Here is an 18,519-nt window from a genome sequence, read left to right as displayed (position 1 = left end):
CCCGCCGCAGCGGCTTAGCCGATGGCTTCGAGCACGGCGGCGCGCAGGTCGGCAATCCCCATGCCGCCCTCACTGGATGTGGCGAGAATTTCGGGGTGCGCGGCGGCGCGCTTGCGGGCCTCGACCTCGGTGCGGGCGATGACGTCGGCGAGCTCGGTCGCCTTCACCTTGTCCGCCTTGGTCAGGACGATGCGATAGCTGACCGCCGCACGGTCGAGCATCTCCAGGATCTCACGATCCACTTCCTTGATGCCGTGGCGCGAGTCGATCAGCACCAGCGCACGCTTCAGGGCTTGGCGTCCGCGCAGGAAGTCGTTCACCAGGAAGCGCCACTGCTTGACCATGTCCTTGGGCGCCTTGGCAAAGCCATAGCCAGGCATGTCGACGAGGCGCAGCAGCGGGGGCGTGCCGACGTCGAAGAAGTTCAGCTCCTGCGTCCGCCCCGGCGTGTTCGACGTGCGCGCCAGCCCGTTACGGTTGGTCAGCGCGTTGAGCAGCGACGACTTGCCGACGTTCGACCGCCCCGCGACCGCGACTTCCGGCACGATCGGATCGGGCAGGAATTTGAGCGCAGGCGCGGACTTCAGGAAGGTGACCGGCCCGGCGAACAGCTTGCGCGCCGACTCGACCAATTCCTCCGAGAAGCCTTCGGGCGTCTCGGAGGGGGCAGGGGTGGGAAGCTCGCTCACTTGGCGACCGGCTGCTTCAGGCCCGGATGACGGGCGTAGAGCAGACGCTGCTGCAGGATCGAGATGCAGTTGGTCGTGATCCAGTAGACCTGCAGGCCGACCGCGAACGGCGCCATCACGAACATCAGCACCCAAGGCAGGATCGCAAAGACCTGCTTCTGCGCATCGTCCATCGGCTGCGGGTTCATCTTGAACTGGAAGTACATCGAGATGCCCAGCAGGATCGGCACGACGCCGATCGCGATGAAGTGCGGCGGCACGAAGGGCAGCAGGCCGAACAGGTTGACCGGGGTCAGCGGGTCGGGCGCGGACAGGTCCTTGATCCAGGCGACGAACGGCTGGTGCCGCATTTCGATCGTCAGCATCAGCACCTTGTACAGTGCATAGAAGATCGGGATCTGGATCAGCGTGGGCAGGCAGCCCGCCAGCGGATTGACCTTCTCCTGCTTGTAGAGGGCCATGACCTCCTGCTGCATTCGGACCTTGTCGTCCTTAAACCGCTCTTGCAGCGCCTTCATCTTGGGCTGCACCGCCCGCATCGCCGCCATCGAGGCGAACTGACGCTGCGCGATCGGGAACATCAGCGCACGAATGGTGACGGTCAGCAGGATGATCGCGACGCCGAAATTGCCGACCAGGCGGAACAGCCAGTCGAGATAATAGAAGATCGGCTTTTCGAGGACGCGCAGATAGCCCCAGTCCAGCGCGTAATCGAGCTTCGTCGCGCCTTCCTTGTCGGTATAGCGGTCGAGCAGCGCCACTTCCTTGGCACCCGCGAAGAAACGCGTGGTCTGGGTCAGCTGCTTGCCAGGGGCCAGCGTCTGCGGCTGAAGCGTATAGTCGGCCTGATAGGTCTGGCCTGCACCGGCGCGGAACTGGCCGTCGAACGCCTTCGCCTGATCGGGGATCAGCGTCGCCAGCCAATATTTGTCAGTGAAGCCCAGCCAGCCGCCGGTCGTGGTGAAGCGGGTCGGGGCCTTGTCGAGATCCTTCCAGTTCGGGCCGTAATTGGCCGAGCCGTTGTTGACCGACATCGGGCCGACATGGATCGTCCAGGTATCGGGATCGGCCGAGATGCCACGATTGACATAGCCGTAGGCCGCGACCGGCACGGCCGCATTGCCGCCATTGGCCACCGTCTGCTGGACGGTGAACATGTAATCCTTGTCGACCGACAGGGTGATCTGGAAACGCTGGCCGGTGGCGTTGGCGGCGCTCAGCGTGACCGGCTGGCCCGGACGCAGCACCGGCGCGCTGGCGGTCCAGACGGCATCGGCGGCGGGCGGGTTCAGCCCGTCGGTGCGCCAGCCGAAGCCCGCGAAATAGGCACCCTCGGCACCCGCCGGCGACAGCAGGCGGATCGGCGGCGAGTTCTTGTCGACCGTCTGCTTATAGTCGAGCAGGACGAGGTCATCGATCCGTGCGCCCTTCAGGTTGATCGAACCCTTCAGGCGCGGCGTGTCGATCGCCACGCGTGGGCTTTCGGCCAGCACGACCTTGCGGTCGCGAATCGCGGTCGGCGTCGTGGCGGTCGGGTTGGCCGTGCTGTTGGCCACGGGCACCTGCTTGCCGCCCTCGATCTTGGTCGCGGGCGGATTGCTCGGGAAGAACTTGCTCTGGATGAGCGGCCATCCGAACAGGATCAGCGCCGCGATCACCGCGAACACGACGAAATTCTTGCGGTCTTGGTTCACGTGGAAACCCCGTTAGTGTCAGGGGACCGGGTCGGGTCCGTGCCCGCCCCAGGGATGGCACCGCGCAATGCGCTTGAGCGCCAACCAGCCCCCTTTGACCGCGCCATAGCGGCCAATGGCCTGTATTGCATAGGCCGAACAGGAGGGTTGATAGCGACAAGTGGGCGGCAGGATCAGCGAAGGGCCGAGTTGCCAGCCTCGCGCGATCAGGATCAAGGCCCGCGCGAACAGGGTCACGCGGGCTCTTGGGTCGGCGATGCGGGCTGGCGGTGCGCGCCGCCGCGGGGGCTGCGCCCCTTGCCACGGCCATGATGCACGCGCGGTTCGCGGGGCTTGTCATGGCCGCCGGTATCGGGCGAGGCGGCGCGGGTCAGCGCCTTGGCCAGCTCGGCGGTGAGCGCCTGATAGTCGCGCTCGATCCCGCCTTGCCGTCCGATCAGGACATGGTCGGCGCCCGCTATGCCCTTTTCCGGCAACAGATCGCGCGCGAGCGCCCGCAATCGGCGTTTCATCCGATTGCGAACGACTGCGTTTCCGATCTTCTTGGTGACGGTGAAGCCGACGCGAATCGCAGCGTCACCGTCATCCCGCGGGCGAACCTGCAGCACGAAGCCGGGCATCGCCACGCGTCGCCCGCCATTGGCCGCGAGGAAATCGCGGCGGCGGGTCAGCGTCGTGATTACGCCGACAGCTTCTTGCGGCCGCGTGCACGACGCGCGCGGATCACGGCACGGCCGCCCGGCGTGGCCATCCGCGAACGGAAGCCGTGACGGCGAGCGCGCACCAGATTGCTCGGCTGAAAGGTACGCTTCATCGTTCATTCCTTGGATACGTCTGAATAAAAACGGCCGCCACGAGGACGGCCTTGGTGGCAAGCCGCTTACGCAAAGCGGGCTTTCAAGTCAATCCGGTGTGCACGCCCGACACGCGCCTATGCCCCTTGCGGTCGGCCGGCATCCTTTGCAGGAAGCATAAGCGGGCAGGGGAGCGCCCGTACAGGGGGATTTGCATGGCGACGATCGTGTCCACGGTGGCCTATCTGGGGCTGGAGGCGCGTGCCGTCGAGGTGCAGGTGCAACTGATCGCGGGGCTGCCCGCCTTCAATCTGGTCGGGCTGGCCGACAAGGCGGTGGGGGAGAGCAGGGAGCGGGTGCGCGCCGCGATCGCCGCTATGGGCCTCGCTTTGCCGCCCAAGCGGATCGCCGTGAACCTGTCGCCCGCCGACCTGCCCAAGGAGGGATCGCATTTCGACCTGCCCATCGCGCTCGCGCTGCTGGCGGCGATGGGGGTGGTCGATGCCGAGTTGCTCGCCGATCATGTCGTCGTCGGCGAACTGGCGCTGGACGGCCGGATCGGCCCGTCGCCGGGCGTGCTGCTGGCGGCGATCCATGCCGGATCGGTCGAAAAGGGGCTGATCTGTCCCGCCGCGCAAGGGGCGGAGGCGAGCTGGGCGGGCGGTGGCGCGGTGATCGCGGCGCCCGACCTGCTCTCGCTGATCAACCATCTGAAAGGTCATTCCGTCCTGCCGACTGCCGAGGGCGGACTGGTGGAGGAGGGCGTGCCCGGCCCTGACCTGTCGCAGGTGAAGGGGCAGGAAAACGCCCGCCGCGCGCTGGAGATCGCGGCGGCTGGCGGCCATAATTTGCTGATGAGCGGTCCGCCGGGGTCGGGAAAGTCGCTGATGGCCGCCTGCCTGCCGGGCATCCTGCCGCCGCTCGATGCGGCCGAGGCGCTGGAAGTCTCGATGGTCCAGTCGGTGGCCGGGACGCTGGCCGAGGGGCGTCTGACCCGCACGCGACCTTTCCGCGCGCCGCATCATTCGGCCTCGATGGCCGCGCTGACCGGCGGCGGGTTGAAGGCCAGGCCGGGCGAGGTGAGCCTCGCGCATCTGGGCGTCCTCTTTCTCGACGAACTGCCCGAATTCCAGCGTGCCGTGCTCGATTCGCTGCGCCAGCCGCTGGAAACCGGCACGGTCAGCATCGCGCGCGCCAACGCGCATGTGACCTTCCCCGCGCGGGTCAAGCCTGCAATGCACGTAAACCGAAGCGCCGGGTGCAAAGCGCGCGCATTTGCGAGGTTTTAGCCACGCAAGCGTCGCACCAACGATTTCCATTCATCCTCTGTTTCGGGTAGGAAGCGCGGGGCGTTGGGCAACTTGCGACATGGGCCTATGCGACTGGGACGGCGGCGGCATCGGATGCAGTAGAGGCGGCGGTAGACATACTGGATGTCTGTACCGCAGCGCATACACAGAAAATACCGCCCCAGCTTTTCTACGTCCAGCGCGGTGCATCTCCTACAGTTGGCGCAAGCGGCGTATAGATTGGCCTTTCGCAACGTGAAAAATTTCAGGTCGTCCCGTTTCGGATTTCCATGATGGCCGACATCAAAGCGGAAGGGCCAACTGGTTGCGATCAGGCACGCGCGATGGATCGAGCATTTCGCAGATCGTCAGCGCCAGTTCCTTTGCCGCTTGCTCGCGGATGCGTTGAACGGGAGCCGTTAGGCCAATGCGCGCCCATCCTGCCGAATTAAGCAGCGCATCACTGATTTGCTGAGGGTCGATGCGTTCCATGTACACATGAGAACAAATGGCGAACGATTCGGCAAGCGTCATTTTTGTGGCAGGACGAAAGGGGCGCCGGCCTATCCATATTAAGGCGAAATCCCTGACGGGGCAAAAAGCTCGCCATCGCTGCCCTCTTCAAATCAGAGCTTGATGTCACTTAGTTACAGCGGTGTCACATCAAATTCATTCTAACGTCATGATAGTATATCAGGCTTGGGACTGGGGAAATTTCCGCCCCTTTGAGTAGCTAGTGGCTACTGGTAGAAAGGATGGCAAATGTCGGCCTGTTCGGAACGAGAGCTTGCTAAGTTTCAGTACCAAAGCTTTGGGGGTATGCAGAGCGCGGCGGGCACGATAGCCTTCGGCTTGGGTCTGGGTGCTAAAGTCGCCCCTCATCCTGGCGTCAAGGCCGCATTCGCCGTTCTTGGGGGAGTGTCTGGTGCGGCTGGTTTAGCATTTGGCTATGCGGAAAACCATTTTCGTGCAAAATATGATGGCTTAGAAGAAGCGTGTCAGCGCGAGAAAGCTCAGCAAAATAATAACGTTCCAAAAGTTGAAGCTCCGTCTGGGGGTGGCGGCGGAAGCTATTATGGCGGATCTTCTGGTGGCTATATGCCAAGTTCTTCCTTCTCATACTATTATGAGAGAGGACATTCCTATACGGACTCACAAGGAACTATTCATGTGCAGCCTGGGCACTGGGTAAAGCGCATGCATCCAATAACCATCGACCTCGATCTGGATGGTTCGACGTTTACAAATGCTAAGTCGCATTCGGCCGATCTGGATGGTGATGGTCGGTTCGAGCGCTATACGTTGCCGGGATCAAGTGACGGTGTGCTTGTATACGATCACAATCAAGATGGCATTGGTCAGACTAACGAATGGGGCCTCACCTCATTCGTGCCCGGTGCAAAGTCAGATTACGAAGCCCTTTTGGCATTCAATAGTAATGGCAACAATAAAATTGATCGCGGTGATCAGGAATTCGAGAAGTTGAAAATTGGCATTGATGCTAATGGGAACGGAAAATTCGATGCGGGTGAACTTCATAGCATCGAAGAGTTTTTTGACTCTATCCAGGTCGTGACAAATATCGGTAATAATCTCAATGAGGAAATGTTGCCCGGAGTGATCCGCCAGGATACCGGGTGGACGAAAGTTGGTGGAAATGATGACTATTCGTCTTGGGACGGGGTGGCCCTAGGTATTGAGGCATCGTACAATTCAATCTACGGCGATGGAAACGCTGACGTCGTTAATTTAGGTGATAAAAACGCTTTGGTATGGAAGACCGATAACGCCGCTACCATAAATCTTTCCAACCTAAATTATGGCGGCAGTAGCAACTTTTCCGACGCATATATGGGCGGAGGATCTGATCAAATTTACGGATCCGAAGGTAACAATATCATCAGCGGTGGAGATGGTGCCGATGTTATCTTAGGTAATGGTGGGGATGACATTATTGTTGCCGATCGTGCCGACTTCGAATCGGGCAATGTGAATGGTGGTTCTGGCTACGACGTTTTGATGCTTGCCGAGAATGTTGGTCAGAGGATCTATCTAAACGCGCGGGGTTTTGAGGCCGCTATCGGTAGCGAGGCGTCAGATACGATCGACGCAAGTGGGCTTTCGTCCTCTGCTATATATGCAAGCGCTGGTGACGACATTATTTTTGGCAGCGGCGGCAGAGACGTCATCGCTGGAGGAATCGGCAATGACTACATGGCTGGCGGAGATGGTGATGATGTTTACCTGTTTGACTCGCCGCCAAATGTAGAAAATGCAGGAATCCAGCATGATGTAGTGTATGATGCCGGTGGCTTCGATACGCTACACTTCCTCAATCATGCTCGCTCTGATTTGAACGATATCTATAAGAATGGGAATGACTACATTGTTCGTTTCAAAGATGGATCCGACGTCAGAATAGTAGGAAGTGGAGGGGGTGTCCCCATAGAGCAGATGTCGTTTAACGACTCCACTGTGTCCTATGACATGTCTGTCCTGTACAATGTAATCGTTTGATTTTTAGGGAAAATGGAATGGCTATCGAAACCGTAATAAGCTCACTTTTGCTATTCATGATTTCAATGGTAGCTTTGGGTGGCAATAGGAGGGCGTATTTGCAGATCTCGATAGCCATTATTAGTTTTGCAGTTTTTGTATATTTGAAAGTTTATCAGCCGTTAGACGGCGTAATAAACTATTATGCGGGTGCGGCAGTCATTGCGTTTTGTTTCTTAACCGTAGCCATAAAAGTTTTTGTTGATGTGAGAGGAAACATGCGAAGCGATTCAGGTAGCATGTAGGAAAATAATGTAGTAAAAGGCATATACTGTTAAAGAAATGAAATACGCGACTTAACTGATCGAACCGTTTCAGCCCATATTTCATGGACCACACTTTCAGGATGAGTCCAGTCTGTCGAAGGCGCCGTGGCAAAAGCGGCGCCTTCATTGTGAGAAAAACTCAACGTAATGGGAGCGGCCAGCCCACACGTAAAGCTGCCGTCGCCATTATTAGAAACCCTCGAAATAGTGCCTTTAATTTCTGCTGATGCCGTCCCAGGTTCGAAATAGCAGGCGCTGCCTACCGCCGGGCCTATGCCGGCAAAAATTTTGATCGTAGCGGTGGCTGTGCCCGCCATGAGAGGGGTGGATAGTCGGCCACCGCCAGATTTAACAAATTCGAGCTGTGCCCAGACTGGCGCTTGCCCAGGGAATTGCGTATCAGCGCGCAATTCGCGCTGACCTTTTCGGAGGTCCACCGCCATAGCCAATGGTGCGGGCGTTGTCATAAGCCAATCATTCCACAGCTCCAGAGCAACGCCAGCTGTGAATGGCCGCGGCTCTTGGGACTCTAACAAAGTGTAATTGATGCCGGGAGCATTGGTAACACGAGTGCTTACGGTGGACTGGATGATAGGAATGCCAGGGAAAGTCTGGGCAAGGAACGTCCACCACGCCAAAGCGCGCTGCTTCATTAGGACGAGGGCTTCGTCTGGCGTGGTCGGCGAGGCAAAGCCCGAGAAGTCGTTCCTCAGCCCTTGCGACCAAATGTGGGTAAAGGGCCATCTGCCGCCGTTGAGGTTGTCCTTGACGTGCTTGAGCAGGGCGAAGCGTTGGCTGAACCGGCAACTGCCGGTGCTCACGTCCATGAAATCTTCCATGGCCGCGCCGTGATGGCCCAGGTTGCCGAGACCGAAGGAGCCGTTCACCGGACTACCCAGGCCCTTGGCGATACCGCCAACCAGCATCCTTGCGTCGGGCAGAATGTCGTTTTGCGCGGTGATGCTGTCGCCGATCAGCAGGACCGAAGGCGTTGCTCCGTCGTGCGGAACGAGCACGCCGTGAGGCTTGTAACCGCGAAGGTTGTCAGGTGCGCTGCCGGGAATGGCCCCACTTGTGGCGGCAGCTGAATTAGTGGTGGAGGATCGGCGGCGGTACTCACCAAAGGTAGTGTCTGCGTTCCATCCCGTTGGTCTCTTGCCCCCACTGGGCGTGGTCAGCGATACGCGATGGAAGCCGCCGGGAAAGGCAGGGCGGCTATCCTCAATTGCAAATCCGCCGTTCGCCATCGTGTAGGAGGTCGCTCCTCCAAACGTGGCTTGCTGGCGGGTTCCTGTGCCGTTGGCTCCAGTGAATGTCACGGAGTAGTCGATTGTGTTTGTGTTGCCAGGGAGGACTTCAAGCGCAGTGGGGCCAGCGCTGTCCGCGCTGTTGAAGCCAAAATTTAAGTACACAGTTCGCCAACCCTCAGGCTGGCGCGTCATGAAGTTGTCGGCTGTTTCGTTAAGGAAGCCGCTCGCGGGCGAGTATGCAACTGTCGTATTGCCGTTGCCCAAGGTGCGGTACGGCGAAAGGCCAAATACTAAATCACCGGCCTTGGGGCGATAAACATCATTGTCGACAATCTGGATATTCGCGGTTGCCGTTGCGAAGGGATAAGCGGACAGTGAGGCGCTGATCGAGATTATTTCGTCAGCTTCCAGTGCTGCGTCATCGATGATCGACAGTGGAAAAGAAGTGCTGTTCTGACTCTTTGGAATGGTAACGCTTTTAGGCGGTGACTGATAATCCGTGCCATTCGTAGCTGTGCCTGCGAAGCCCAATAGAACACGAAGGTCGCCATAGGCACCGTTGCGTTGAACCGTCAGGCCAACGTTAGTGCTTCCGGCCTGTTCAGACAGGACAAGCGCGGGGGTGTCGAAGGTCAGGGTTGGGACGGCATTCATAGATGCCGTGATGGTTTGGAGAGCGGTCTCTGCGTCCGACTTGGCCTGTCGGGTATCTGCTAGGAGTTGCTGTAACGCTGGTGTGACGTCTCCGGGATCACCCTTCGGACCTGGAGGACCGATTTCGCCCCGAGACCCCTGTGCCCCTTGAATGCCTCGCTCACCCTGCGGCCCCCTAATACCGCTGGGCTTCACGGTAATAGTGTTCGACGATTTGTTCGCGACGCGAAGCACGCTCGGCGCACCGCGCATTACAATCAACGTCTGTTGAACCCTCCGGACGGTCAGGCTGCTCATACGGCGAAGCCCTCCGCACTGATGGTGCCGCCACTGACAAGAACGTCAGGCACGCCGTTGACCACCTCACGAATGATCCATTCATACTCTTTGTTTTGAAGCGCTACCGCGTGGGCGGGTGTGAAAGTGAAGTAGAGCTTTCCATTCGCCGCTGTCGGCGTGAGCGAAAAGACCTTGTCCACATAGAGGGTGATGTTCGAATTCGTCAGGTTGATCGGCGAACCGTTCTCATCCTGATAGTCGAGCGCGAAGGTGAACGTGTCGGCCCTGTTAAGGGTGATGTTTCCAGTAGCATCCAGCATCACTTACTTAGCAAATGTGGGTGGTGCTCGAAACTGACGACCATGGCCGGGGATAAGCCCAGTCATGTTCTGTACAAGGATTAGTTCAGGTCCGCTAGCGCCTGCCTAAAAAAGCTGGCCAACGGATGGTGGGGGTCGAGTTTGAGGAAGTGGATGATCGTTTCGCGGAGGATGTCGCGCTGTTCATCAGCCGTAAGCGCGTTCCGCAGCTCAGGGCCGTCGTTCATGGGCGCGGCCTGTTGAATGGAAGTTGCCATCTGGGGCGCTTGGCCCGTTGTGCGCGCATTGCGGAAGCCTCTGCCTCATGGTTCGCTAGTCGATCCTCAAGCTTCTCGATGGCAGCAAGTGCCTGACTGATCGCGTCTTTGAGTGCGGTGAGATCGGTCTTCATCGACGGCCACCGCGTTTAGCCTGCTTAAGCGCAGCGGCTTGGATCGTTGGCATGGCTTCCATCACCTGCTTGACGACCTGATTGCCGTATTCCTCGCTCGTCATGTGGTCGGCTTCATCAAGGCGCGCTGTTAGTGTGTTAACGACGCAGCGGAGGTCAGCGATTGCACGGTATGCGTCGTTGAGGCGGGCGGTGATATTCGATAGCGCCAGTGCGGTTAGGCGATCTTCAGCAGGTTTGTTCTTGTCGTCGTATTTCATCGGGAGTTTCCCTCCTCTTATAGATTGGGTTGGTTCTTGCGGGGCTTACCGTGTGGGTTGCGCATAATCGGGCTTAGAACGTCCTCTAGCTTCCATCCTCGCTGTAGCCGCTGGATGATCGTGCTAGTGTTCAGTCCTGTTTCTTCGGACCATCGCTTGACGGTCTGGCGTTTGCCGTCAAACTCGATGTTTGGCGAAAAGCAGACGCGCGCGTGTCCATCTGAGCTGATGGTTTGGAACTGCCCGACGCCCCACCCAAAGTCGCGAGCTTTGGCCTTTGGCTTGCGGCGGTTTAGCTGATTATCTCTGCGCGACACCCACGCCTGATTGTTGGCCTCATAGCCCTTGTCGTTGGACACTCGTTCTAAGGTAAACGATGGGTCGGGCTTTTTGCCCACATCCACCAACCAACTGACAAAGCCCGTAACAGGGCATATAAACTCGTCAGCGACCTTTATGCCGCGACCGCCATAATCATTATACTGGGGATGCGACTTCCGCTCGCACCGGTCGATTGCGTTCTTCCATGCGCAATACTCTGCCCGGAACTTAGTTTTAATCGATTTTGGCTTCATCCGTACCCCTAGCTGTGAGAGCCTCTTTTTTCTCTACGCAGATACTTATCGGGCTACGGATCGATTAAAATGAGCACTTAACCGACAGCGGTAGTCAGTTTTGATAGATAGTTGATGGTAACATCAACTAGGGCTGGCTTGGGCCTCATCAAGCAATTCGAGGGTTGTAAGCTATCCGCTTATCTGTGCCCTGCGGGCATCCCCACTATCGGCTATGGCCGCACCACCGGCGTCAAGCTGGGACAGACTATCACGCAGACGCAAGCTGACGCCTGGGTAGTTGACGAGTATGACGCCTTTGAAGCGAGGGTGCGCAGGATCGTCACCGTCCCACTAAGCGCCAATCAGCTGGGCGCGCTTGTGAGCTTCGCCTACAACTTGGGTGTGGGCGCACTTGCGTCTAGCACGCTCCTCAGACTGCTCAATGCGGGCGACTACAAGGGTGCCGCTGCGCAGTTTGCCCGATGGAACAAGGCCGGTGGCAGGGTACTCACAGGGCTAACAAAGCGCCGTGCGGCCGAAGCTGCGCTGTTTGTGAAGCCCTGATGGCTATCTCGACGGCAGCGGCCAAAGCCAAGGGGCGCAACCTCCAGAAGAAGGTGCGTGACGCAATTCTGGCGAAGCATCCTACTTTAACTGAGGACGACGTTCGCTCATGCCCCATGGGGAGCAACGGAGAGGATATCCAGCTTTCAACCGCTGCGAAGGCGGCATTTCCCTACAGCGTCGAGTGTAAGGCGCGAGCAAAGATCGCGCTTGTGTACGATGCTCTGGAGCAAGCGCGTTCACAAAATGACCTTACGCCGGTCGCCGTCATCAAAGCAGACAGGAAGGAAGCGCTTGTGGTAATGACGCTGGACGATTTTATGAGGCTGGCTAAGTAAAGTTACACCGCAACAGGTGCTCACATGGGCTGCTCAATCCCGTAACATTAGTTGCCCTGTTCCACAATTAAACCTGTGGAACGGGGCTTCATTCGTTTGCCGTACGTAGCTTCATCGACATTCATTCTGTGCTTGACGGCTATCCGCATGTCACCCCAGTCCACCGATGTGGCGTGATCGAGTTTTCTGTAAGAGGGAAAGCAACCTCTTGCAGCATTCTCAGCGATTAGAATCGCGCGTGACACTGCGCGGCTCGTCAGCACTTTTAAGGCTGCGCAATCGTCGGGCTGATCGTTAGTTTCTTGCTTTACCACGGCTCTAAGGCGATTGCTGTATGTCGAGCTAAGGTTTGCATAGACGCCAACACGCCATAACGGCATCTTTGGAAATTGAGCTCTCACCCATACGCACATCACATATCTAAACAGGCTTTTGCTATCCAGCTTTTGTCCATCAAGACGATATTTTGGTAGCATCGTGTTTGTTAGACGATCTGCTTCGGGGTACTTGGCTATCCACTGCAGAACCTGTCGTGTCACCTGGGCTTTAGTCAAGCCCAAGGGCACCGAAAGCACCACCGACGTGGGTTCGCCTTGCCGGTTCCAAAGATCGTCCAGGTACTTTTGCATGTTCCGGAATTGCTGCTGAGCCTGTTCGTTCGCATTGTGGCGCAGCGTTCCGAGACGGGCAACGGACGGCTTTAAACTTCGATAGCCAAAGAAATTGACCGCCGTCTGCTGCCACCAGTCCTGGAAGTTCAGCGCGCGTATGTCGCCAAGGTCATCATAGACATCGAGGACGCGATCAAAGTCCGCTGGCTTTCGCGCTTCATCGGCAGGCGACCACGATCCAGCGCGCAACCGTCGGGCAAGCTCGTAGCTGGGGCTGATTTTCAAAAACTCGAACCACAACAGATAGAACCCTTTGTCGCGGCTCCTAGCCCAGCCGCCGTTAGGGCGCGGAGATACCGTATTCTGCGCTTGGTTGTCGCTCAAAGGTTGTCTCGTTAGCTGTCAAACCATCTGGACAATCACGTACCGGGATAACCTCAGCATATCAATTCCTCACCAGGAAGCGAAACGCGATCCTGAAATGAGGAGTGTAAAATGCAAAACTTTATTGAAAGCTCAACCGTCGACGGGCTGGTTCCGCTGCTTAACGAGCAGGTCAATTTCGGCGACGGCACGGTTGCGCGCCTGGGTCATTACCCGCTCGTCCACATCTTGTACCTCGCGCAGGAGTGTGGCCGGGAAGTTCGGTCGATCATCGAGCTCCTGGAAAACGACGCCTTGAAGCCCGACCAGTTTGGTCACCTGCTCGGCGGCTATACCGTCAAGGGTCGCGCTGACGATGCGGAGGGCGAGGCATGAGCCAGACGGAAATCCGGCCGGATGGAAAGCTGCACCTCTTTGGCACCAAGGCAGGCATCAAGAAGGTCAAGGAAAAGGGCGTTAAAGTCGCTGTCCCTCAGGACGTGCCGTTCATGGTCATCACCGAGGCAGCGGGTCTTTTCCTGACTCACGGCCCGGTTGGCGGCAGCAAGGTGCCCTATCAGTTGATTGAGTGGGCCTACCGTAATGCGCCCGCCTTTGGCGTCTCGATTGAGCCGACGAACGGCATCAATATGCCCGTGATTTGGCTCCCAAGCCACCATGCCGCGAAACGGGCGGTAGCATCACTGAACGGAGCATCGCTCGCCTCAACGGGGACGCAGTGATGGACCGCGAACTCCAGCACCCGATGGCCGACCTCCTCGCGAAGCTCGCGGACGAGTGGTTCCGCTTCTACGGCGACACCGAGACGCAACTCGCAGAAATGCGGGCTGTCATCGAGTTCGTGGCGCGGGATCGTCTTGGAATGGACCAGGAGGAGTGAGCGGCTCAAGGCCGCTGCGCGTATCTGAGCGGCCTTGACGGTCTGGGGGTGGGAAGGGTCGCACTTGGCCCACCCCCAAATCGAAAATCTCGAATAATGACGCCCTTTAGGGGGTGATCGTATAAGTATATGGTGAGCAGCAGGGTCCAAAAGCTGTCGCTCATGACAGCGGATACCTGATGCTCTTCCCATCACGAAGAACTCTGACCCGCTTGTGCATTGGACCCGCACAAGCGGGTTCTTCTTTGATGAGGAGAAAAGAGATGGCAAAGAACGCCACACCTTGGCCCAAGATGATCCGGGCCGTCTACGACAGCTTCGATACTGGCCGACATCAGGGCGATGCAACTGCGCGCCGCGTGATGGATCGCATCGTCAGTTGGTTGACCGCTGGGCTGAGCCTTAGCCCGCGTCTTCAGGAGCGGTTGGTCGACAACATCAACATGAGGACCGGCTTCACCGTCGAGGCTCCTGCCGCACCTGTTCGCCTTACCCGCAACCAGATGGCCTATTGCCGCAAAACCAACCCCGAATGGTTCGACCTGGGTTTGGCTGGGCAGGACGAGCCTGCTGAATTGCCGCTGAAAAGTGCCGATCTTTCAGCAACCATTCCGCTTGACGGTTCAGCCTTTCAGCAGGTTTTCAGCAGCCTTTCAGCGAGTATTCAGCACTTTTTCAGAAGCTTTTCAGCACTCTTTCCGCAGCAAGCCCTAACGCTTGCACAAGATCTTGTGTCTTTTGCCGCACAAAACTGCGGTTCTGGCACAACATCTTGTTCTGCTGAAAACCCTAAAGTAATGGAAACGGAAGTAAACGAAGTTAATCATGAACCTGACATGATCTTGGCTTCGCCCGCCCTGGCATTCCATGACCAGGAAGTAGCTGACGCAGCATTACATGCGCCCCAGGCGGATGAAGATCAAGGCGCTTATCGCGATGGGGGCGGTTCGCATTGCCTGGACGGCAAAGCTCACCGAGACGATCATGTCGCAATATCCCGCCGCCCTGCGCTGACGCTGTGGGTCAAAGCCGACCAGCGCGGAGACCTGCACGCCACCGGCTACTTCGACCGCGACGACGACAAGTTCGCTCTGCGCTTTACCCGCTTCGATCACGCCCTGGAGCGGATCGGTGCTGGTGATGCGGAGTGGCACAGTTTTGCCAATCGCCAAGTTGGGCCGACGATCCTGCCCGAAGAGCGCAGCGCAACCGGCATCGCCGCCAACGCCACGTTCTCCGGCCTCTACAGTCGCAAGGACACATGGGCGCGCAAGGAGCCTCTGTTCCAGAACAAGGCTGTTGCCCTGACCTGGGATGGTGACGTGCCGACCAGCGCATTTTTGATCGAGGGCAAGGAGATCACGGAAGTGACCCTGCGCCGCGAAACCGACGAACGTTTCAAGGGAACAATGTGATGAAGGAATATGAATTTAACGAGCGGCATAGCCGCGTGACATTCTCGGCCAGGGACGTGCTGAACATCCGCCCCGTGCTGGCCAAGCTGTCGAACACCCATCCTACCTTCCTAGCGATCAGGCAGGTATTTGACGCGGAGACGGTGAACATATCGTCCAAACAGGCAGAGGTGCTGAACCGCGCGCTGTCGTTCGATGGTCAACCCAACCTGACGACCTTGACTGCGCGCAACCCGTTTGCGGGCCTGATGGAATATCGGGGATCGCCGGAAGCGGCAGTCCGCATCATCATGGCGCACCTGGAATGCGGCAGCTACGGCGACTGGACGTACAACGCCGACTTTGCCGACCTGCCGGGTGGTATGAAGGTGCTGGAGGTCAGGGCCAGCGATACGGTCTTCGTCGCGTTCCGTGATGCTCGTGACCTCGATACCGCGATGATCGCGTTGGAAAACCCAGGGTGGCTGATGTGAACGCGGCTGACGCTATCCGTGATTTTCTCGCTAGGGGTGGCCAGGTAACGCGCTGCGCGACAGTCGTGCCGAAAGCCCTACGGGGCATCGTACAGGTTGAGAGGACGCGAAGCGACATTGAGCGCGAACCCGCTGACCCTGCGTTCCTCGACACGCTGCTGGCCCGTTTTGAAGCCCTACGAAGCGAGATCCCCGACGCGGCGCAGCGAGATGCGGATTGGTGGGCCGCATACGAGATTGGTCCGGTCGATCCGTTCCGGCCGATCGCGGAAGCCGCTGCTGAATACGTAATTGCCAGGGACGAGGGAAAGGAAAGCCACCAACTCTTCCGCAAAGAGCTTTGTCAAACTGTCGCTGCCTTCTTGCCCTTCGGCTGATGGTTCTGCGCGGGGCGTGGATTAACGACAGTCAGTAGCCAGTCCTCAACGCTCGAATGGCTGGGGATCATATGCCCCATGAAGGGCACGGGCGGAGGCTTGAGGGCGTAGATATGGACGCGAGATCCACTCCGCAGTTTGGGCCAGAGCGCTTTGGCGTGAGCCGATCCCTTTCCTTTGCCTGTGAATCCTCCCTCATGCTCTCGGCACCGCTGTTTAAGCGTCGTGCCGACCTTGCCTATATACAGGACCGTCAGCGACCCGTTCGGCTCCTCTTCCGCCCAAGCGTAAACGCACGGGCCGTCATTCTCGAGCTTCACGTTGGCGTGTAGCCAGTTCAAGACCAAACCGGGATTGTCGTTGTTTATAAGGCTCGCTTCGGTCGTGAGTGTAATTTCCCCGACGCGATGCATCATTGCCAGAACGTCGCGGTGCGTTAGCTTCTCCATCAGCAGGGCATAGCCGCCGCCACTGACGTACGAAAGGCCCACCCTCTTACTTGCGCTTGTCCTTGCAGAAGTCGGTGGCTTGGATGAAGCCTTGTAGCGTTAAAGCCCGTGCTTAGCGTAGACTATTGCTGCAAGCGCCAGCGCGCGCAGCGGCAATCGCCAGACTAGTAGGGCCGCAAAAGCCATCCATGGATGGCCCGATGTCAAAAAAATCTTCACCGTTTCCACTTCTTTGAAGCGGGTTTGATGTGCGGGGCGAAAGGGATGGCGAATGGTCATGACGCTTCTTTCGGCTTTCCCAATCTGGTTTTCCTCTTGTGGGATTTCCTGATTGGGCATGGGCATGACGCTATTGTCGCGCGCACCAAGCAATAGGCCAACCTGCGGCGCCGGTTGGGGCCCTTGTCTTCACTGCTGATGACCGCGTTGGCGGGTAAGAATTCTAGGCCAGTCGGTTCGATATTGAGGTGAGCGGACGATACCCGTGTTACACGGGATCGCTGGGAAGGGGAGCAGGCCCTGGGTTGCGCTAACAGCTACCAGGTATGCCGAAATGACCAGATGGCCCTGTAGGACGCCCGTAGGGAAAGTGAGGGCCTATCCGGCATCCGGGGGCGTTATGGCTTGAACTGCCAGCAGATCGAATTCGTCACGTATGCCGGTGACGCAGACGCGCTTGCCGATCAGGTGACGGCATCGCCAGCGGGTCAATAGGCCAACGTCCAGACGCCAACGGCCTCCGCCATCTGGCCGGAGTACCAGTCGTCCCGCGTCGATGTTGAGCCAGCCCGTTACAGTGTGATGGGAGCCGGTCCGCACTGGCTCAACGGTTTTCGTCGTATGTCCGCTGCCAGCGAAGCACAACTTCAGCGAACTGACCGCCAAACAGAATGCCGAGCCGATCCGCGACGTCAGGGGTTACGGGAGACTGGTCCTGAACGATTTGGCGCAGCGCATCGTCGGCGACTCCGATCCGGTCGGCAGCTTCCTCGACGGTGTAACCTTCTGCCTCAATCTCTCCGGCGATCATCGAGCCGGGATGGATCACCCCTGCGGTGTCCTGAACGAGCATTTCGGCGGGGTCGGTAATCTTGTAGCCCATAGGAACCTCCAGGGCGTTTATAGCAAGTCTGAGGGCAAAGAGCGAGGGGCGCGAAGCCCCTCAGTGATAATCCTCATAGTCCAAAACAGTAACTTCCTGCCGCTCGACATGCACAATAAAAGTCAACCGATAGTTGCGCGTTACTACAAGGGACCAGCTATCGGGGCGGCTAGGGGCCAAATCATGCGCTTTCCAGCTAGGAATTGCTCGCAACTGGTTAGGGTGCGTCATCACCTTAATAGCAGCAATCATTTCAACAATTTTGCGCGTTTCAAGCGCGTCGAGCCCCTTAACGCTAGTCCGGCCGGGATTTTCAACAAGTGCCTTAACCCGCTTGTCCTTCACGCTAACGATCTTCATTTGCTGTCTCCTGCTTACAAGGAGACGATACGTTCTCTGTACAGTTCTGCGACCAGAAGGAGACGCAGTTCGTCGCATAGGTGATCGTCAATCGTCGGATAGCTTGTTCTTTCCAACAATCAGCTTTTCCATACGATTGAAGCCGTCGCGCATATCGCGCTCGATGCGATCCTGTCCCTTTTCGATATTTGCAATCGTCAAGTCTACTTTCGCGGCCCAGCGATCAGCTTCCTGGCGCTTGTGATCTAATGCCACGATCTGTTGAAGGCCGCCTTTCAGGTCATGCCGTAAATCATCGACTTCGCGCATGATCGCGGCTTTGTCGTTGGCCAGTTCGTCTTTGGACTTGAAGGTCGAGATTGCCGTTTCAATCGGGATAAAGCGCCCATCGAGCGCCTTTTCGGCAAGTGCCCGTGCGGCCTCCTGTTCCTTCCGGGTTTCGCGTCCTTCAGACTTCACCTTAAACCAGAACGTCACCGCACCAACGATGCCGGTTAGCATGATGCCGAGCGATCCCGCTGTGACGTTTAGACCTGCGATGTCGATGATCGTTGCGGGATCACTCAT

The 18,519-nt window shown here is 58.0% G+C and carries 29 protein-coding genes; 11 read left to right on the top strand and 18 right to left on the bottom strand.

Features of this window, described 5'->3' with window-relative positions:
* Window positions 1–14: 14 nt before the first annotated feature.
* Genes yihA through rpmH form a run of 5 tightly spaced genes read right to left on the bottom strand, consistent with a single transcriptional unit; the run spans window position 15 to window position 3,197 of the window.
* Window positions 15–689, bottom strand: coding sequence for a ribosome biogenesis GTP-binding protein YihA/YsxC (gene yihA / locus ASF14_RS00160; protein WP_056429892.1), 675 nt, complete (start codon window positions 687–689; stop codon window positions 15–17).
* Window positions 686–2,383: a membrane protein insertase YidC gene (yidC, locus tag ASF14_RS00155; RefSeq protein ID WP_056429889.1), complete on the bottom strand. Its 1,698-nt coding sequence runs from the start codon at window positions 2,381–2,383 to the stop codon at window positions 686–688. The genes yihA and yidC overlap by 4 nt, the downstream gene beginning before the upstream one ends.
* Before the next feature lie 18 nt (window positions 2,384–2,401).
* Complete coding sequence (yidD, locus tag ASF14_RS00150; RefSeq protein WP_042490341.1) at window positions 2,402–2,614, bottom strand: membrane protein insertion efficiency factor YidD; 213 nt, start codon at window positions 2,612–2,614, stop codon at window positions 2,402–2,404.
* A 2-nt stretch (window positions 2,615–2,616) separates the two neighbouring features.
* Window positions 2,617–3,003: a ribonuclease P protein component gene (gene rnpA / locus ASF14_RS00145; RefSeq protein WP_428970642.1), complete on the bottom strand. Its 387-nt coding sequence runs from the start codon at window positions 3,001–3,003 to the stop codon at window positions 2,617–2,619.
* Window positions 3,004–3,062: 59 nt separating this feature from the next.
* Complete coding sequence (gene rpmH, locus ASF14_RS00140) at window positions 3,063–3,197, bottom strand: 50S ribosomal protein L34 (protein WP_042490346.1); 135 nt, start codon at window positions 3,195–3,197, stop codon at window positions 3,063–3,065.
* A gap of 195 nt (window positions 3,198–3,392) precedes the next feature.
* Here rpmH and ASF14_RS00135 point away from each other — a divergent pair, with 195 nt between their 5' ends.
* On the top strand, window positions 3,393–4,466 hold the full coding sequence (locus ASF14_RS00135; protein WP_269083231.1) for a YifB family Mg chelatase-like AAA ATPase: 1,074 nt from the start codon (window positions 3,393–3,395) through the stop codon (window positions 4,464–4,466).
* A gap of 303 nt (window positions 4,467–4,769) precedes the next feature.
* Here the strand turns inward: ASF14_RS00135 and ASF14_RS00130 are convergent, their stop codons facing one another.
* Window positions 4,770–5,000 carry a DUF6771 family protein gene (locus tag ASF14_RS00130; RefSeq protein WP_236696866.1) on the bottom strand — a complete coding sequence of 77 codons (231 nt, stop codon included), beginning with the start codon at window positions 4,998–5,000 and terminating at the stop codon, window positions 4,770–4,772.
* A 228-nt stretch (window positions 5,001–5,228) separates the two neighbouring features.
* Between ASF14_RS00130 and ASF14_RS21130 the strand changes: the two genes are divergently transcribed.
* Together ASF14_RS21130 and ASF14_RS21125 are read left to right on the top strand one after the other, a co-directional pair.
* The gene (locus ASF14_RS21130) at window positions 5,229–6,983 is read left to right on the top strand and encodes a calcium-binding protein (RefSeq protein ID WP_156360953.1); all 1,755 of its coding nucleotides are present in this window, start codon (window positions 5,229–5,231) and stop codon (window positions 6,981–6,983) included.
* Window positions 6,984–7,000: 17 nt separating this feature from the next.
* Window positions 7,001–7,267 (top strand): hypothetical protein, encoded by a 267-nt coding sequence (locus tag ASF14_RS21125; protein ID WP_156360952.1) that lies wholly within the window; start codon window positions 7,001–7,003, stop codon window positions 7,265–7,267.
* Window positions 7,268–7,296: 29 nt separating this feature from the next.
* Here ASF14_RS21125 and ASF14_RS20545 read toward each other — a convergent pair whose 3' ends face one another.
* The 5 genes from ASF14_RS20545 to ASF14_RS21115 all read right to left on the bottom strand — a co-directional run bounded on the left by ASF14_RS20545 (window position 7,297) and on the right by ASF14_RS21115 (window position 11,017).
* The gene (locus ASF14_RS20545) at window positions 7,297–9,489 is read right to left on the bottom strand and encodes a Calx-beta domain-containing protein (protein ID WP_156360951.1); all 2,193 of its coding nucleotides are present in this window, start codon (window positions 9,487–9,489) and stop codon (window positions 7,297–7,299) included.
* Entirely contained in the window at window positions 9,486–9,791 is a 306-nt protein-coding gene (locus ASF14_RS00120) for a hypothetical protein (RefSeq protein ID WP_056429882.1), read from the bottom strand. The genes ASF14_RS20545 and ASF14_RS00120 overlap by 4 nt, the downstream gene beginning before the upstream one ends.
* 80 nt (window positions 9,792–9,871) lie before the next feature.
* Window positions 9,872–10,048: a hypothetical protein gene (locus tag ASF14_RS21120; protein ID WP_156360949.1), complete on the bottom strand. Its 177-nt coding sequence runs from the start codon at window positions 10,046–10,048 to the stop codon at window positions 9,872–9,874.
* Between the two features lie 130 nt (window positions 10,049–10,178).
* A complete protein-coding gene (locus ASF14_RS00115) occupies window positions 10,179–10,442 on the bottom strand; it encodes a hypothetical protein (RefSeq protein WP_056429880.1) in 264 nt (87 codons plus the stop codon).
* Window positions 10,443–10,459: 17 nt separating this feature from the next.
* Entirely contained in the window at window positions 10,460–11,017 is a 558-nt protein-coding gene (locus ASF14_RS21115; protein WP_156360948.1) for a hypothetical protein, read from the bottom strand.
* A gap of 138 nt (window positions 11,018–11,155) precedes the next feature.
* Here ASF14_RS21115 and ASF14_RS00110 point away from each other — a divergent pair, with 138 nt between their 5' ends.
* Both ASF14_RS00110 and ASF14_RS00105 read left to right on the top strand, forming a co-directional pair.
* Window positions 11,156–11,563 (top strand): lysozyme, encoded by a 408-nt coding sequence (locus ASF14_RS00110; RefSeq protein WP_236696865.1) that lies wholly within the window; start codon window positions 11,156–11,158, stop codon window positions 11,561–11,563.
* On the top strand, window positions 11,563–11,901 hold the full coding sequence (locus ASF14_RS00105) for a hypothetical protein (RefSeq protein WP_056429871.1): 339 nt from the start codon (window positions 11,563–11,565) through the stop codon (window positions 11,899–11,901). Before ASF14_RS00110 ends, ASF14_RS00105 begins: the two co-directional genes overlap by 1 nt.
* A gap of 47 nt (window positions 11,902–11,948) precedes the next feature.
* Here ASF14_RS00105 and ASF14_RS21110 read toward each other — a convergent pair whose 3' ends face one another.
* On the bottom strand, window positions 11,949–12,896 hold the full coding sequence (locus ASF14_RS21110; protein WP_156360947.1) for a hypothetical protein: 948 nt from the start codon (window positions 12,894–12,896) through the stop codon (window positions 11,949–11,951).
* A gap of 111 nt (window positions 12,897–13,007) precedes the next feature.
* Here ASF14_RS21110 and ASF14_RS00100 point away from each other — a divergent pair, with 111 nt between their 5' ends.
* From ASF14_RS00100 to ASF14_RS00080, 6 genes are all read left to right on the top strand, one after another.
* Entirely contained in the window at window positions 13,008–13,271 is a 264-nt protein-coding gene (locus tag ASF14_RS00100; RefSeq protein WP_056429868.1) for a hypothetical protein, read from the top strand.
* Window positions 13,268–13,618, top strand: a complete 351-nt coding sequence (locus ASF14_RS00095; RefSeq protein WP_056429867.1) for a hypothetical protein — start codon at window positions 13,268–13,270, stop codon at window positions 13,616–13,618. Before ASF14_RS00100 ends, ASF14_RS00095 begins: the two co-directional genes overlap by 4 nt.
* On the top strand, window positions 13,618–13,776 hold the full coding sequence (locus ASF14_RS21105) for a hypothetical protein (RefSeq protein WP_156360946.1): 159 nt from the start codon (window positions 13,618–13,620) through the stop codon (window positions 13,774–13,776). The genes ASF14_RS00095 and ASF14_RS21105 overlap by 1 nt, the downstream gene beginning before the upstream one ends.
* 263 nt (window positions 13,777–14,039) lie before the next feature.
* Window positions 14,040–15,191, top strand: coding sequence for a hypothetical protein (locus tag ASF14_RS21100; protein ID WP_156360945.1), 1,152 nt, complete (start codon window positions 14,040–14,042; stop codon window positions 15,189–15,191).
* On the top strand, window positions 15,191–15,664 hold the full coding sequence (locus tag ASF14_RS00085; protein WP_056429861.1) for a hypothetical protein: 474 nt from the start codon (window positions 15,191–15,193) through the stop codon (window positions 15,662–15,664). Before ASF14_RS21100 ends, ASF14_RS00085 begins: the two co-directional genes overlap by 1 nt.
* Complete coding sequence (locus tag ASF14_RS00080) at window positions 15,652–16,041, top strand: hypothetical protein (RefSeq protein WP_156360944.1); 390 nt, start codon at window positions 15,652–15,654, stop codon at window positions 16,039–16,041. The genes ASF14_RS00085 and ASF14_RS00080 overlap by 13 nt, the downstream gene beginning before the upstream one ends.
* Here the strand turns inward: ASF14_RS00080 and ASF14_RS00075 are convergent.
* The 6 genes from ASF14_RS00075 to ASF14_RS00060 form a co-directional block, all read right to left on the bottom strand.
* Window positions 16,008–16,532 (bottom strand): hypothetical protein, encoded by a 525-nt coding sequence (locus ASF14_RS00075; RefSeq protein WP_168371479.1) that lies wholly within the window; start codon window positions 16,530–16,532, stop codon window positions 16,008–16,010. The genes ASF14_RS00080 and ASF14_RS00075 overlap by 34 nt on opposite strands.
* Window positions 16,533–16,589: 57 nt before the next feature.
* Window positions 16,590–16,829 carry a hypothetical protein gene (locus ASF14_RS21095; RefSeq protein ID WP_156360943.1) on the bottom strand — a complete coding sequence of 80 codons (240 nt, stop codon included), beginning with the start codon at window positions 16,827–16,829 and terminating at the stop codon, window positions 16,590–16,592.
* Between the two features lie 258 nt (window positions 16,830–17,087).
* Window positions 17,088–17,309, bottom strand: a complete 222-nt coding sequence (locus ASF14_RS22090) for a DUF5818 domain-containing protein (RefSeq protein ID WP_082441989.1) — start codon at window positions 17,307–17,309, stop codon at window positions 17,088–17,090.
* A gap of 4 nt (window positions 17,310–17,313) precedes the next feature.
* On the bottom strand, window positions 17,314–17,592 hold the full coding sequence (locus tag ASF14_RS00070; protein WP_056429850.1) for a helix-turn-helix transcriptional regulator: 279 nt from the start codon (window positions 17,590–17,592) through the stop codon (window positions 17,314–17,316).
* A 60-nt stretch (window positions 17,593–17,652) separates the two neighbouring features.
* Complete coding sequence (locus tag ASF14_RS00065; RefSeq protein WP_056429849.1) at window positions 17,653–17,952, bottom strand: type II toxin-antitoxin system RelE/ParE family toxin; 300 nt, start codon at window positions 17,950–17,952, stop codon at window positions 17,653–17,655.
* An 87-nt stretch (window positions 17,953–18,039) separates the two neighbouring features.
* Window positions 18,040–18,519 carry a hypothetical protein gene (locus ASF14_RS00060; protein ID WP_156360942.1) on the bottom strand — a complete coding sequence of 160 codons (480 nt, stop codon included), beginning with the start codon at window positions 18,517–18,519 and terminating at the stop codon, window positions 18,040–18,042.

It is taken from the genome of Sphingomonas sp. Leaf257, from assembly GCF_001422185.1.
GTDB classification, from domain to species: domain Bacteria; phylum Pseudomonadota; class Alphaproteobacteria; order Sphingomonadales; family Sphingomonadaceae; genus Sphingomonas; species Sphingomonas yabuuchiae.
This window is presented reverse-complemented; position numbering and strand designations above follow the sequence as displayed.